Genomic DNA, 15,148 nt, shown 5'->3' on the forward strand with positions numbered 1-15,148 from the left:
CATCTGAGTACTTGAATTAACCAGTTGTTGCTCTATTTTATCTTTGGCAATCTGATATATTAATTAATCCTTATAACGCAATGCGGTATTATGATTAAACCAAGATCAAAAAGAATTACGAATAAGATCAGCGTTGATTACTAAATGCGAAAAGTGATAGACTTAAAAAAAACCTAAATGTAACCTGACCGGCTCAGTCGCGATTGGTGCGGGTTATAAATTTGAAAATTTAACACATGAATCATTTGGCCCGTACGTGCTGTGATAAAGGCCAATTTGTAAATTACGGTTGTTCATGTCAGGCCTTGTCAGCGGGCTTCCGGGTAGGTCAGCCAAATTGATACCGTCATTGCTGGTGCGAACGTAAAATATATTACCCGATTTCTGTATCTGTAGAAAGCGGTTATATTGCCATTCAACTAGAGTATCGTTTTGCGAGCGGTTGGCATTTAATAAATTGGTAATCATGTTTCCGCACTTCCAGGCAGGAAATATACTGTTTTGAATAAGATTTTCGACCCCATCTTCACCTGCTTGCTTCGATATACGTAACATAAAACCCATATTGCTGTTCCCAACTATTTTACGCTCTTTAAATCTCCTATATCTGTCACTTCCACCTCTGCAACGAAATCGCCAAATATATTGCGATATAAAAATGGATCGTAGGGCTGGTTGACATCGAGTTAGCCCCCTTTGATTCAAGCAACAGAATATTGTCGCCGCTGTTTATACGGAACGGCTGCTGCGCATGATCTGCATTTATGCCGCTCCTGATGGTATCATGTACCCCCTCTTCTACAAAATCTCTTTTACGCAAAAAATCATCTTCGATAAGCTCGAAAGAATATAAGGAAGTGCTTAATCTTGACGGTTGTGCTTTTGAACTTACGTTACCATAATTATCTTTATTTTAAAAGAGTAATCGTATTATAATATGCAGCATCCTGCCAGCCACTGCTTTTCCTACTGTCTTCCTCGTTAATAAAATTATATTGCACGTTTACCTGTGCAGAACCATGGTCTGCCGCGCTCATTTCAATAATACTAGCGGTAATCGCAATCGGATAATATTTAAACACAGGCTTTCTTCTACAGGCACAGGTAGCCTTTCTCTCCAATCCTTATCTAAAGCGCTTACATATGCAGTAGATAAACATTGTGCAAAAACTGTAAACTTGTCAACGGCACCTTTAAAGTTGCGACCTAAATCAGGTCGTTTAAAAAGGCGGAGTTTATTTAAAGAAAGTGAAACTAGTAAACCATCAACAGTGTACCTGTAGTTGTTAACCTGAGAAACCTCGCTTTTGCATTCCCATGACCTAACGTAGGAGAGTCATGCTGAAAATTATTACGGCGGTCGGAATAGGTTTTCCACGTTAAACCATCAATATATGATTCTATTAGATATTGATAATACGAGGTGGGGGATTCAAATTGAGTTAATACCTGTTTTACCGATTTTATCGAGCCAAGATCAATGCTGATCCAGGCAGCATTGCTGCCATCATCTGCAGGTTTACAAAGGGTGCCGTTATTGTTATTATTTGCGAAAGATGGTTTATAAAAATCATTATAACAGGAAGATGCAGTTGTTTTTTAAGATAAGTCTCATCTGGTACATTAACAGATAGTTTGCACAATACTCCAACACCAATATGGTTGGAATTAATTTTTGAATGTTTCCATCTGCGTCAAAAGTCATCTTATCTGCATAGACCTGCCGATGCTAACCCCCGTTGGAATGAGAGTTATTGTGCCCACGATCAACTTTTTCATAATTAAAATACCGTGGGTTTCCATCCCTCAATTGCCAGTTGTTTTTAAAGTTGCTATCAGCACTTAAAAACATATCACTAATTACTAGATTACCTCCGGTTATATTTTTGCTGTTAACCGAGCCAACTCATTACTTATTTGGCTGTTTCAAATATTATCTGTTTGACGCCTTTTTCGGGTTCGACCCAAAATAAGATGTGTTATTATGATCGGTTTTTTTCTGGTACCAAAATTGATCTCCTTTTGTAGTCCAATGTGGATTAAGGCTTAGAGTTACCGGAATCTTTCTTGTAATGGAATCAAGGGCATCTGCATCTGTATAGTTTTTCAATATATCCTTATCAGTAGGCCAATATAGTTTTAGTTAATTCTGTTGCGAATAACTAATATGAGTTACCAATATAAATAGAAGTATTGACGGCACTTACCGATAATTTGCCATAGTTTAAAAAGGATAAAATTAGCGATGTTCACTAAGAATTTTATTTACAAATTAACCTGTTATAGCAGACATTTAACAAACCGGCTATATTTAAGTAAATTTATACACTCGATTAGCTGACTGCCAGTTTGATGCTGATGATATTATTGTTATAACAGTCCAGATAGGTGCGTGGCGAATTTCCTGTTATGCTCCTAAATACACGATTAAAGTTGGTAACACTTTTAAAACCACACTTATAGGCCACTATGTTTATGCTTTCAAATTTGTGTGAGATTAATTTTTTACAGGCTTCGTTAATGCGAACGTCATTTAGAAACGCTGTGAATGTTTGACCAGTATGTTTTTTGAAATACCGACAAAATGATTCAGGAGTCATGTGCGCTATTTCAGCTACTTCATCCAAAGCAATGGGTTCGCCATAGTTTTGAATAATATAATTGTATATTTTCCCAATCTTTATACCATCATTGTCCGTTATGTTTGGTAGTTTACCAAAGGTGGAAAGTGGCTGCATTTTGCATTTTATATTGCTGAAAGTTTTAAGTATTTGAATAAAATATACTAGTTGATCTTGTCTTGATGCTTTTTGAAGATTTGTCATTAACTGTGAAATCTTACTAATTAAGGAGCTTGGCACTTTAAGTCCCTGATAATGTTGTTGCAAAAACATAAGACAAGGTTTTAACTCGGGCAAGTTGAATAAGGAAGATAGAGTTCCTTCTGGATCAAAAAATATTGTAAGCGCCTCGACCATTTTTTCTGAATTTGATGTAAAATATTCGGGATTGCTTTTAAATACATGTGGAAGATTAGCTCCAATAAGAAACAAATCTCCAGGTATATAATCGTGCATACTCGTTCCGGCTATTAGCGTACCTTCTCCACGCTTAATCCAAGTGAGTTGTATTTCTTTATGGCGGTGAAGGTATGGATAATGAAATGGCAAATAAACATGCTCTGTTATCACGCTCTTATCGTGCGGGACCGGAATTGTAAACTGTAAAACTTTCATCTCATTATATTTGGTAACGACCAATTTATAATTCGTTAACTAAATATTAAAAAACAATAATAATATGGTTAATATATTAGAAATATTTGGTAAATTACAATTGAAGAGCCTGTCTAATATATTCCTTATTGCCGGAGCCGCAACGATTTTACTCTCAATGCTGACAATCAGCTTACTATGTGCTTATGCACAAGCCGAAGTTATTTCAGTCAACCTGATCGAGCCGGTCGTCATATTTTTAAATTTTTTCATCATTGAGTTAAGATGATTTTCGGTATGGTCTAAATCTGACTTTATCTTCAAAATGTCAGTTTTAATAAAAAGCTTTGCAGATTTTTGTTTTGCTGAACACCGTTCAATAAATTTGTCGCGATTTAAATTAATCCAGGCCATCATGAAAAAAGTATTGATCACAGGCGCCAGCGGAGGCATCGGGCTCGAAACAGCCCGGCAGCTGGCTCAACAGAATTACCAGGTTACACTGGTAGCCCGTAACAGGGACCGCCTTGAAAAGGCGTTAAACAGTTTAAGTGGCAACGGCCATACCATCCTGGTCGCTGATCTGAACGACAAAGAGGATTTGCAAAAGCTGGCGGCACATCTAAGTGCTGAAAAGTACGACGTGCTTATTAATAATGCAGGTACAGGCACCTACGGAAAATTCACGGAGATCGCGCTGGAAGACCAACTGGCCACTATGCAGCTGAATATGCAGGCATTGGTAACCCTCTCTTATAGCTTTCTACAAAATGCTACATCGGGAGATGCGCTGGTCAATATCGGCTCGCTGCTGGCCCATTCTTCGCTGCCGGGCGGTTCTGTGTACGCAGCCACCAAGAGTTTCGTCGCCAATTTCTCCGAATCATTATGGTATGAGTTCAAGCACAAAGGGGTTTACGTGACGGGCTTTAATCCAGGCGCGGCTAACTCAGATTTTCATGCACACGCAGGCGCAAAGACCAGTGATTTCCCTAAATTTGTGGTATCCTCGGTAGAAGATGTCGCCCGGGAACTTACCGGCGCGTTGCAAAAAAGGCAGAAAGGAAGGGTAATACAGGGATGGAAGAACCGGTTTATGCTGTTCGGTTTCAAGCTGTTGAACAGAAACGCTGCGGTGAGTATTATGGGTGGGATCAGTCCGGGAATGGCTGATTAGCTATAAACTCCAATCCTAAGTTTCGCCGCACGAATGGCGATCTTATATTTGTACATTATAATGATCTGAAAATGGGCATAGCAGAAAGAAAACTAAAAGAGAAACAGGAAATGCACAAACGCATCCTTAACGGTGCGCGTAAGATATTTTTAGAAAAGGGTTATGAAAAAACCAGTATGCGTAATATTGCTGCCGAGATCAGTTATAGCCAGGGCTCACTTTATTTCTACTACAAAGATAAGAGTGAGATTTTTCACGAATTGCATAAAGAAGGCTTCCGGCTGTTGCTCACCCAATTAAAAGTATTGGACAAGGTAGCTGATCCATTTGAACGCTTAAAGGCCTCCGGGCGCATTTTTATTCAATTCGCGCAGGAAAACAAGGATTACTATAACCTGATGTTCATTGTTGACGAACCTGTCAAAGACGCTTTGTCCGAAGGATTTCAGATCGCTGAAGAAGCGATCAGTTATATGAAAGGAATGGTACAGGAATGTCAGCAGAAAGGTAGGTTCGCGGATATGGACACAGAGTATTTTACATTCCTGATCATTTCGGTAGTACATGGCATCTGTGCACTTTTTTGCAAGCACCGTAACACCAGCTTCGTCGGCAAGACCGATGAAGAACTCATGGCGAACGGGTATGAGTCTTTCGTAGCCCTGCTCGAAAAAAGCTAGCGTTTTTTTTGCTTTTGAATTGAACACCGTTTAAAATTAAAACAATGATTAAAAATGAAATTTAGCAATCAAATATTATATCAACTTTTGGTAATATCGGCAACCTTAACGGCTGCACCCAATGTGAAAGCCCAGGGCAGGCTGGATGAGTACGTCCGGCAGGGCCTTGCCTCCAATGAGAGCATCAGGCAGCAAAACTTTGTTCTCGAAAAAAATGTATACGCGTTAAAAGAAGCAAAAAGCATGTTCCTGCCGGATGTTACTTTTTCGACCACTTACACCAAAGCCGATGGCGGGCGTACAATAGATTTCCCTGCCGGGGATCTGCTTAACAGTGCCTATGCTACCTTGAACAAACTGACGGGAAGCAATGCTTTTCCGCAGCTGCAAAACCAGCACATCCTGATCAACCCGGATAATTTTTACGATGCTAAGCTGCGTACCACCCTCCCCATTCTGAACGCAGAATTGATCTATAATAAGCGGATCAAACAGCAGCAGGTAGACCTGCAAAAGACCGAGGTGCTGCTTTACAAACGTGAATTGGTTAAAGAGATCAAAACGGCTTATTATACCTATTTGAAAGCGACCAGCGCAACGAATATCTATGCGTCATCGCTGCGACTGGTTGAAGAAGGGCAGCGCATCAATACCAAACTGTACGACAATAACAAGGTAAACCGTACTGTGGTATTGAGGAGCCAGAACGAGGTGTCCAGGATCAACGCTTCGCTTACTACTGCGAAAAAAAATGCCGAATCGGCCCGCTACTACTTTAATTTTTTGCTCAACCGTCCTTTAACGGACAGTATACAGTTAGACAGCATTACTGTGTTGCCCGCGCAAGATCAGCTACTAAGCAGTAATATCAGCGGCCGTGAGGAGTTGTCCAAACTGGGTATCGCGAAAGAGATCAACAGCAACCTCACCGGGCTTGCCAGGTCTTACCTGATCCCTAAAGTGGGTACCTCCTTGGACTTGGGTTCGCAGGCCTTCGACTGGAAGGTTAACAGCCAAAGCCGCTATTATTTTCTGGGTGTTTCCCTGGAATGGAACCTCTTTTCCTTTGGCAGGCACAGTAACCGGATCAAACAAACCATTGCAGACCAGCAGGCGCTGGCGTCGCAAACGGATTATGTACAACAGCAGCTGCTTACAGAATTGAAGGTACGCCAGGCCGGTATGCAAAGCGCCATGGCGCAATACGAAGCAGCGAAATCCCAACTGAAGACCAGCCGTACCTATTACAGTGACATGCTCAAGTTATACAAACAGGGTACGGCCATTTACATTGAGTTACTGGATGCCCAGAACCAGTGGATCGATGCACAATTGCAAGCCAATATTGCCCTTTACGACACCTGGATAGCCAATACGGCCATCGAACGCGCTAACGCCAGTTTCACCATTCAATAAATATAACTCATCATGAAACCATCATGAGCTACCGTTCAAAAAAAACATCAATAAGCCCATGATAGCTTCATCGCCATTAAAAAATAAATTAAAACGATGAAAAACTTACAATTATTCATTATTACCATAGCAGCGTTAACCTTAATGGTTTCCTGCAAAGCAAAACACGAGGAAGAAAATCCAATAGGAGAACCGGATATCATACCGGTTAAAATCGCCAGGGTGTCTACCTTAGGCGTGCCTGACCAGATCACCGCCACAGGTCTGGTCAGTACTGAGGATGAAGCCAAATACGCCTTCAAAATAGGCGGTGTGATCAACCGGATTCTGGTACAGGAAGGCCAGTTCTTTAAACAGGGACAATTGCTGGCGACACTCAATTCTACTGAAATTTCGGCGGGACTTGCGCAATCCAGCTTGGGTGTGGAAAAAGCACAACGCGACTATAACCGCGCACTGAACCTTTATAAAGACAGCGTTTACACACTGGAACAATTGCAGAATACCAAAACCGCTTTGGATGTCGCCCAAAAAGCCAGGGAAGCAACCGCCTTTAATGAGCGCTATTCTAAAATATACGCATCATCTGATGGGTTTGTAAGCAAGAAAATAGCAAACGAAGGTGAAGTAATTGCCGGAGGAATGCCGGTACTGCTGACCAACTCTACCGAACAGCGGAACAGTTATTCATTAAAAGTCGGTGTAACGGACCGTGAATGGGCCATCATCAAAGCCGGACAAACTGCTAAAGTAACGCTCGACGGTTATGCCGGTCAAATCTTTGATGCCACCGTGTTCCGCAAGTCGCAGGCGGCAGACCGCGAACTGGGTTCCTTCCAGATCGAGCTTAAATTACAATTAAACGGGGTAAAACCAGCGGTCGGCATGTTTGGGAAAGCGGAGATAGCCACCCATCAGGATGAAAGCGTGATGGTCATTCCATACGCGTCGCTGGTAGAAGCAGACGGCAATAAAGGTTTCGTATTTACCACTATCGGCACAAACAGGGTAAAAAGAATACCGGTTACCATCTTGAAGTTTGATAACGAAAATGTGTACCTGAAGGATAAACTGGAAGGTATCGACCAGATCGTGGTTTCCAACAGCGCCTATCTCAACGAACAGTCTATTATTAAAATTATTAAGTAAGGCCATGAAAATTACAAACTTTGCCGTTAAGAATTACCAGTTCACGCTGATCATATTCCTTTTGGTGGCCGTTGTAGGCCTGTTGACGCTGTTTACTATGCCCCGTTCGGAAGACCCTACCACGCATCCGCCGCAATATATCATTACCGTGATTTACCCCGGCACCAGTCCCAAGGATATGGAAGAGCAGGTAGTAAAACCCATAGAAAACAAAATTTACGGCCTGGAAAATATTGAAAAGATACTGACCACTGTAGAGGACGGGGTAGCGGTTATTCAGCCTAAGTTTAAATACGGCGTGGATGTGGATAACAAATACCAGGAAATATCCACCGAGATCAATGCCTTGAAGAACAGCGAACTTCCCAAGGATATCTACCTGATCAAAACAGAGAAGGTTTCCTCGGCAGATGTAAAGGTACTACAGGTTGCCCTGGTGTCTGACAACGCCTCCGGTAAAACACTTCGGGACGAGGCAGACATCCTTAAAACACAACTGGAAAAAATCACCAACCTGAAGGAGGTGAAATACTTTGGCATGCCTGAGCAGGAGATCCGCATCGACATGCAACTGGATAAGCTGGCGCAACTGAAGATACCGCTTAATGTGGTGATGGGGAGTTTGCAGAGCGAGGCGGCGGATATTCCCGGCGGCAGCATTAACCTGGACAGCAAAGTATTTAACGTGAAGACCAGCGGCAAATTCAAAAACACCGACGACGTGGCGAATACGGTTATTTACAATGCGAATGGCAAGATCATCTACCTGAAAGATGTGGCCACGGTAAGTTATAAAGACGGTACGGTGAACCACATCAGCCGGATAAACGGACACCGTTGCGTGCTGGTTACAGCGGCAATGAAAGATAATGTAAATATTACGAGCGTTCAGAAAGAATATTTACCCGTAATCGAAGCATATGCCAAAACGCTGCCGGAGAATATTCACCTGGTTAAAAACTTTGACCAGGCCAATATGGTATCCGAACGTCTGGGTCATTTGGGTTTTGACTTTGGGCTGGCTATTGTTCTGGTGGTGGTTACTTTGCTGCCGTTAGGTTTCAGGGCGTCGCTCATTGTAATGATTTCCATCCCGCTTTCTCTGGCGCTGGGTCTCATTGCCATGAACTTATTGGGTTATTCGTTAAATCAGCTGAGTATTGTAGGGCTTGTAGTGGCTCTGGGATTGCTGGTAGATGACAGTATTGTGGTGGTGGAGAACATTGAACGCTGGCTGAGGGAAGGTCATTCACGAACAGATGCCATATTCAAAGGAACTAAACAGATCGGTGCTGCTGTTGTCGGCTGTACCGCCACGCTGGTTATCGCATTCCTGCCCCTGGCCTTTTTACCCGATGTGGCCGGCGAATTTATCCGCAGCCTGCCCGTAGCCGTGATGACCAGTGTTTTGGCATCCATGATCGTTGCTCTGACACTTGTCCCTTTCCTGGGCAGCCGGATCTTAAAAACACATACACATGGCGAAGGGAACTTCTTTTTGAAACACCTGCAAAGGTTTTTGACCAGTTCTTACAGCCGCATTATGCCGCTTGCGCTAAAATGGCCCAAAACCACTATTGGCATATCATTAGCGCTAAGCGGGCTTGCCTTTTTCCTGTTTACGCAAACCGGCTTTAAGCTTTTCCCAACGTCGGAAAAGCCAATGTTCCTGATCAATATCAAAATGCCCTTGCAGGCGAATATTCCCGAAAGTGACCGGGCAACCAAACTTGTAGAGGGGGAATTAAAGAAGCACAAAGAGGTACTGTATTACACCGCCAACGTAGGTAAGGGTAACCCACAGATCTATTACAATGTGCATCAACAAGACGTAAAGCCAGACTTTGCACAGGTATTTGTTCAGCTGAGCGAAGAGACAAGTCCAAAGGAAAAAACAGACCTCATCAAACGATTGAGAAAAAAGTTCAACGATTTTCCCTACGCCAGGATAGAAATCAAGGATTTTGAACAGGGGCCGCCCATTGAAGCGAATATTGTTGTCCGCGTATTTGGAGAAAACCAGGATACCTTGCGGTCGCTCTCATTTAAGGTGGAAGAGATACTTCGGAAACATCCGGGCACATTCTTCGTCAATAACGAACTCAATATCTATAAATCGGATGTCAAAATAAAGATCGACAAAGAAAAGGCCCGGACGCTGGGCGTCCTGACGGGCGATGTGGATAAAGTTATCCGTTTGGCAATCGCAGGGTTAACTGTGGGAGATTATATCGATGACCGGGGCGATTCGCGCAACGTAGTGATCACCATGCCCAGGGATAAGTTCTCTAATTTAAATGCGCTGAAAAAACTTTATGTCAATAATGTGCAAGGCACGCCGGTGCTGGTAGACCAGATCGCTACGATCTCCTTTGAAACTTCGCCTACGGCGATCAACCATTTCAATAAAGCCCGGTTTGCCAAGGTCACGTCGCTTACGAAGGAGCATGTACTGGCCAATGACATTTTGAAAGACGTTGTTCCGCAATTAAATAAAATAAAAATGCCGCAGGGCTATTATTACAAGCTTTCCGGTGAGGCCGAGTCAGAAGGCGATACGCTGGGCGGTAACTTCCTTTCAGTAATTATATTGAGCACCTTTCTTTTTATCGGGGTCTTGTTATTGCAGTTTAAAACGTTCAAAGGAATTATTATCGTGTTATCGATCATCCCATTGGGGATACTTGGCGGCGTCGTATTTCTGCTCTTCACCGGCAACCCGATGTCGCTGGTATCAATCATTGGTTTTATCGGATTATCGGGTATACAGGTCAAAAATTCGTTGTTGCTGGTAGATTTCACCAACCAGCTACGTTTAGAAGGGCATAGCATAGATGAGGCGATCCATATGGCCGGTGAAACGCGCTTTCTGCCGGTTGTATTAACTTCCATAACCGCAATATGTGGTTTACTTCCTATCGCGCTGAATCCCAACCCGCTTATAGCGCCCTTGGCTATCGTGTTGATCGGCGGCTTAATCAGTTCCACAATCCTATCCAGGATCGTAACACCGGTAATGTATAAACTGATTCCGCCAACGCTTGAAAATGACTTATAGCAACCAAAAATAGTACCTCATGGAAAAAACGCATTCTTAATAAAGAAATATGCTTTAAGACCTTAATTATTTAACACCATTTAATACTTTATGATGAAAATTAAAAATGTTACCGTTTTTGGATCTGGTGTACTGGGTGCACAGATCGCTTTTCAAACTGCCTATCGAGGTTATCAAGTTACCTTATTCGATATCAAAGATGAATTGCTGGAGCAGGCAAAATTGAAGTTCGCACAGTTCAAAGAATTTTATCAACAAGATTTGAATGCGCCCCCTGCCGATTTGGATGATGCTTTAACAAGAATATATTTCACGACAGATTTGGCCGAATCGGTAAAGGATGCTGACCTCACCATAGAGGCGATCCCTGAGAATATTCAGATAAAGAAAGAGTTTTATACGAGATTAGGTGCGGTTGCTCCTGCAAAAACTATTTTTTGTACGAACTCATCTACACTTTTACCAAGCCAATTCGCCGTTGAAACAGGCAGACCGGGTCAATTTTTGGCCCTGCACTTTGCCAATTATTTATGGAAGAACAATGTTGCGGAAATTATGGGTCACGCTGGCACAGATCAGGAAATTTTTGATCAAGTAGTTCAGTTTGCAAAATCTATCGGTATGCTAGCCATACCAATCTACAAAGAACAGCCAGGTTACGTGATGAATTCGCTATTAGTGCCCTGGTTAATGGCAGGCCTGGATTTGTTCCGCAATGGAATTGCAGATGCGGCATCTATTGATAAAACCTGGATGAAAACTTTAGGGGCTACATTGGGACCGATGGCAATGTCGGATCTGGTGGGAATGAATACAGCGTATAATGTAATTAAGTCATATGCAGAATCAACCGGTGACGAGGTTTGGAAACAACGACAGGATTTCATGAAAGAGAACTTTATTGATAAAAATAAGTTGGGGATATCTTCTGGAGAGGGATTTTATAAGTACCCGAACCCGGCTTATCAGGATGCTGATTTCCTAAAATAGTTAATACCGGTAATACGACAGAGGACACAAATTGAGATGGAGGAAATAGTAAATGATGCGGTATTAGGTTCACTATTCATGTGATTAATATTTAGGTAGCACATTTTAAATTTATTATTATTCATTGAGGTTGATCCATTGACAGTACCGGATTATACAGCAATGAGGGGCGCCGTCTATCCGCGAAGTATAGAAATAATCCCTATAAGACGGATGCCCCTCATTAATAGGTCTGGAAATTCCTGTTTGATTTTCCGGCGATTAAGGAATAGTTATCGGCTGTCGAGAACTTATATAATTAATATAAACTTGTATGATATAATACCTCAACAAATTGGCAGAAGGAAGAAGGCAGTTGCTGGGATGGACGAAGGAACTTACAGAGAATCAGTACAATTTTATACCCCCGGGCTTTAATAACAACATCATCTGGAATATGGGCCATCTTCTGGTGGTAAGCGAAAGCTTGCTTTATCAAAATACACCACAACTGTACCCCGTGTATGAATTCACAAATTCCCACTTTGAAAAAGGCTCGAAACCTAATAAAATAGTGAACGAAGCCGAGATTTGATTGATTAGAGAATCATTATCGCAAACGGCTCAAATTTATAAAACCGTTATGGGATTAGGCAGGCCGGAAGATGAAATTGGTTTAGTAAGTCAATCCGGTATAATTCCAGTCAGCAATGAATATTTGCAATTCCTGATCTTTCACGAGAACATACACTACCGGAAGATTGTGCAACTGTAGAAATTGTGGGAAATGATCGGTTTAGAAAATTTGATCGTTAAAATTATTAAAATCTCCATAATTGACATACTATCTGTAAAATTATTGGGGATTGATACTTTAAGGACCTGATATCGTAATTTCAATCAATTTAATTACATAAATCAATAAAAAATACGGACTTATGGATAAGCCTTGTTCATTTTATCAAAGATGTTGATGTTTGCTAAATATTTATCAAATGAACTGGGCGATCATTATAATAAATTATCGATGTGATGCCTCTTAATAGATCAATTTTATGAACCAAATAATCTACCTGGATAATGCGGCAACAACAGCACTCGACCCCGAAGTTCTGGATACCATATTACCCTACCTGCAGCAGCATTACGGTAATCCATCGTCTGCTTATTCGTTGGGACTGAAGTCTCGCTCGGCGATTGAGGCGGCCCGCAGAAGCGTCGGAAAAATTTTGGGTGTAAAGCCAACCACCCTGTATTTTACCAGCGGGGGAACCGAAAGTAATAATACAGCTATTGCAGCATCTGTAAATGAGTTAGGTTGCAAACATATTATCACTTCGGCAATTGAACATCATTCGGTTTTGCACACGGTTGAACATTACAGTAAAATTGAAAGAACAACTCATTCTTTCGTTAAGCTTACCGCGACAGGGGAAATTGACTACGTTGATTTGGAGGCTCAATTGACCGAGAAGGTTTCCGAAGGTGTAAAGTGCCTGGTTACTTTGATGTATGCCAATAACGAAATAGGTAGTTTGCTGCAAGTGGAACTGGTCGCCGGTATATGTCGCAAGTACAATGCCTTGTTTCATTCCGATTTTGTTTAGGCTATCGGCCATTATCCGACTGATCTATTGGCAAGCGGCGTAAATTTCGCCTCAGCAGCGGGACATAAATTTCATGGCCCGAAAGGAACAGGACTACTGTATGTCAGTGAAGAAATTACAGTGCAGCCTTTAATTTTCGGCGGCGGGCAAGAACGTAAAGTACGCGCCGGTACTGAAAACGTATACGGAATTGTTGGTTTTGCCAAGGCTCTTGAACTGGCGACAGCAAGACTGGAAGATGACCGGACTTATATAACAAATTTAAATCTTTATCTGCGGAAACAGTTAGAAGCATCAATTGCTGGCATCTCGTTTAATAATCCGGACAAATCCTTGTATACCGTTTTGAGCGCGTGTTTCCCAGTAACGATAATGATATGTTGGTTACCCTGTTTGATTTAAAGGGCGTCTGCGTCTCAGGTGGTAGCGCTTGCAGCAGTGGGAATGGTGCCGGATCGCATGTAATCAAAGCGCTAAAAAGAAGCGGAGCTTGTGCGACTATACGCTTTTCGCTCAGCAGGTATAATAATGAAGCAGAGATCATTAAGGCGGTGGAAGTCGCCGCAGCAATTTTCAATAAGGACGAAGTAGCCGGTAAAGTCGTTTTTTAATAATGTTGAACCTACCGGTTTTATCTCCTGCGCCATGCGCCAGGGGAAAATTAATACAGTATTAAACAAAATAATTGATATGAAAAAGATTGTTCTAACGGCACTGATCTTAGTGCCACTTGCCTTGCATGCTCAAATGATTTTCACATTGAAAGGGAAAGTAGGCCTTGATAACGCCCCTGCAAAAGCCTTCTTAATTTACAGTAATGCTGGGAAAACGATTACAGACTCGACAACGCTTAAGAACGGTAATTTTGAGTTTAGTGGGACCATTACAGAGTCCACCGAAGCCCAGCTGATCATCGATCACAAAGGTTTTGATCTGTCTAAAATCAATAATATCACAGACATGAAGATGATGTACCTGGATCAAGGCGTGATCAACGTTATTTCAAAAGATTCTGTTAAAAATGCGAATTTTCCGGGATCTGCCATTAACGCAGAATATCAAAGATACGTTACTTTTATGGCACCAAGCCGGAAACCGCTTGAATTGATTGCTTATGAATACAATAATACACCGGATGATAAACTTAAAGATCCGGCGGTGATCAAAGGTTTTCAGGATCGTAATGAGGCTGCCTTAAAAGTAAAAAAGGTCGCATTGTATGATTTTATCAAGGGAAACCCTGACTCTTACATGAGCCTTGATGCCTTGAGAGAGGCTGCGGGAGCCGTTATTGACGTAGAAAAAAATGATCCAGTATTCAATTCGCTTTCCGTGCGGTTAAGGTCAAGCCCGAAGGGTAAAGAATTTAAAAGCCTGATAGATGCCCGAAAAGGCGTATTAGTCGGGAAACAAGCGCCGAATTTCACGCAGAACGATGTCAATGATAAGCCCGTTAGTTTATCTGATTTTAAAGGCAAATATGTGCTGCTCGATTTTTGGGCAAGCTGGTGCGGGCCTTGCCGGGCCGAAAACCCGAACCTTCTAAATGCCTATCATAAGTATAAAGATCGGAATTTTACTGTATTAAGTGTATCATTGGACCGTCCCGGACACAAGAAAGACTGGCTGAATGCTATACAGGCAGACCATTTGGAATGGACGCAGGTTAGCGACCTCAAATTCTTTAGCAACGAAGCAGCGAAAGCCTATGGCATCACAGGTCTTCCTCAGAACTTTTTACTGGATAAAAATGGAATAATCATCGCAGTAAACCTGCGGGGAGAAGAATTGGATAAGGTGTTGATGCAACTGATCCGTTAAACTAACACGTCTCCTAATATGATGCCCTGATAAGTAAAGTACTTATCAGGTTTTTT

Annotated in this window: 11 protein-coding genes and 2 pseudogenes; 9 read left to right on the top strand and 4 right to left on the bottom strand. The window is 42.1% G+C overall.

What is annotated here, in order from left to right:
- Nucleotides 1–213 precede the first annotated feature (213 nt).
- From PQ461_RS02115 to PQ461_RS02125, 4 genes and pseudogenes are all read right to left on the bottom strand, one after another.
- Complete coding sequence (locus PQ461_RS02115) at nucleotides 214–555, bottom strand: hypothetical protein (RefSeq protein WP_274207981.1); 342 nt, start codon at nucleotides 553–555, stop codon at nucleotides 214–216.
- A 353-nt stretch (nucleotides 556–908) separates the two neighbouring features.
- A complete protein-coding gene (locus PQ461_RS02120) occupies nucleotides 909–1,037 on the bottom strand; it encodes a hypothetical protein (RefSeq protein WP_274207982.1) in 129 nt (42 codons plus the stop codon).
- Nucleotides 1,038–1,254: 217 nt separating this feature from the next.
- Nucleotides 1,255–1,536: pseudogene (locus PQ461_RS21200) on the bottom strand (discoidin domain-containing protein); the annotation flags it as partial.
- 797 nt (nucleotides 1,537–2,333) lie between these two features.
- The gene (locus PQ461_RS02125; protein ID WP_274207983.1) at nucleotides 2,334–3,236 is read right to left on the bottom strand and encodes an AraC family transcriptional regulator; all 903 of its coding nucleotides are present in this window, start codon (nucleotides 3,234–3,236) and stop codon (nucleotides 2,334–2,336) included.
- A gap of 304 nt (nucleotides 3,237–3,540) precedes the next feature.
- Between PQ461_RS02125 and PQ461_RS02130 the strand changes: the two genes are divergently transcribed.
- The 9 genes and pseudogenes from PQ461_RS02130 to PQ461_RS02170 all read left to right on the top strand — a co-directional run bounded on the left by PQ461_RS02130 (nucleotide 3,541) and on the right by PQ461_RS02170 (nucleotide 15,092).
- Entirely contained in the window at nucleotides 3,541–4,392 is an 852-nt protein-coding gene (locus PQ461_RS02130; RefSeq protein ID WP_274207984.1) for an SDR family NAD(P)-dependent oxidoreductase, read from the top strand.
- 71 nt (nucleotides 4,393–4,463) lie between these two features.
- Nucleotides 4,464–5,072, top strand: a complete 609-nt coding sequence (locus PQ461_RS02135; RefSeq protein WP_274207985.1) for a TetR/AcrR family transcriptional regulator — start codon at nucleotides 4,464–4,466, stop codon at nucleotides 5,070–5,072.
- Between the two features lie 54 nt (nucleotides 5,073–5,126).
- Nucleotides 5,127–6,488 carry a TolC family protein gene (locus PQ461_RS02140; RefSeq protein WP_274207986.1) on the top strand — a complete coding sequence of 454 codons (1,362 nt, stop codon included), beginning with the start codon at nucleotides 5,127–5,129 and terminating at the stop codon, nucleotides 6,486–6,488.
- A gap of 96 nt (nucleotides 6,489–6,584) precedes the next feature.
- Complete coding sequence (locus tag PQ461_RS02145) at nucleotides 6,585–7,637, top strand: efflux RND transporter periplasmic adaptor subunit (RefSeq protein ID WP_274207987.1); 1,053 nt, start codon at nucleotides 6,585–6,587, stop codon at nucleotides 7,635–7,637.
- Between the two features lie 4 nt (nucleotides 7,638–7,641).
- Entirely contained in the window at nucleotides 7,642–10,695 is a 3,054-nt protein-coding gene (locus PQ461_RS02150) for an efflux RND transporter permease subunit (RefSeq protein WP_274207988.1), read from the top strand.
- A 90-nt stretch (nucleotides 10,696–10,785) separates the two neighbouring features.
- On the top strand, nucleotides 10,786–11,685 hold the full coding sequence (locus tag PQ461_RS02155) for a 3-hydroxyacyl-CoA dehydrogenase (protein WP_274207989.1): 900 nt from the start codon (nucleotides 10,786–10,788) through the stop codon (nucleotides 11,683–11,685).
- 334 nt (nucleotides 11,686–12,019) lie between these two features.
- Entirely contained in the window at nucleotides 12,020–12,259 is a 240-nt protein-coding gene (locus PQ461_RS02160) for a DinB family protein (protein ID WP_274207990.1), read from the top strand.
- Between the two features lie 460 nt (nucleotides 12,260–12,719).
- Nucleotides 12,720–13,673: pseudogene (locus PQ461_RS02165) on the top strand (cysteine desulfurase family protein).
- Between the two features lie 288 nt (nucleotides 13,674–13,961).
- Nucleotides 13,962–15,092, top strand: coding sequence for a TlpA disulfide reductase family protein (locus tag PQ461_RS02170; RefSeq protein WP_274207991.1), 1,131 nt, complete (start codon nucleotides 13,962–13,964; stop codon nucleotides 15,090–15,092).
- The last annotated feature ends 56 nt before the right edge of the window (nucleotides 15,093–15,148 follow it).

It is taken from the genome of Mucilaginibacter sp. KACC 22063, from assembly GCF_028736115.1.
Taxonomy (GTDB): domain Bacteria; phylum Bacteroidota; class Bacteroidia; order Sphingobacteriales; family Sphingobacteriaceae; genus Mucilaginibacter.

Excerpts from the sequence above, each read along its gene's own strand:
- PQ461_RS02115 (WP_274207981.1), bottom strand. The coding sequence starts at position 555 with ATGTTACGTATATCGAAGCAAGCAGGTGAAGATGGGGTCGAAAATCTT.
- PQ461_RS02120 (WP_274207982.1), bottom strand. The coding sequence starts at position 1,037 with ATGAGCGCGGCAGACCATGGTTCTGCACAGGTAAACGTGCAATATAAT.
- PQ461_RS02125 (WP_274207983.1), bottom strand. The coding sequence starts at position 3,236 with ATGAAAGTTTTACAGTTTACAATTCCGGTCCCGCACGATAAGAGCGTG.
- PQ461_RS02130 (WP_274207984.1), top strand. The coding sequence starts at position 3,541 with ATGTCAGTTTTAATAAAAAGCTTTGCAGATTTTTGTTTTGCTGAACAC.
- PQ461_RS02135 (WP_274207985.1), top strand. The coding sequence starts at position 4,464 with ATGGGCATAGCAGAAAGAAAACTAAAAGAGAAACAGGAAATGCACAAA.
- PQ461_RS02140 (WP_274207986.1), top strand. The coding sequence starts at position 5,127 with ATGAAATTTAGCAATCAAATATTATATCAACTTTTGGTAATATCGGCA.
- PQ461_RS02145 (WP_274207987.1), top strand. The coding sequence starts at position 6,585 with ATGAAAAACTTACAATTATTCATTATTACCATAGCAGCGTTAACCTTA.
- PQ461_RS02150 (WP_274207988.1), top strand. The coding sequence starts at position 7,642 with ATGAAAATTACAAACTTTGCCGTTAAGAATTACCAGTTCACGCTGATC.
- PQ461_RS02155 (WP_274207989.1), top strand. The coding sequence starts at position 10,786 with ATGATGAAAATTAAAAATGTTACCGTTTTTGGATCTGGTGTACTGGGT.
- PQ461_RS02170 (WP_274207991.1), top strand. The coding sequence starts at position 13,962 with ATGAAAAAGATTGTTCTAACGGCACTGATCTTAGTGCCACTTGCCTTG.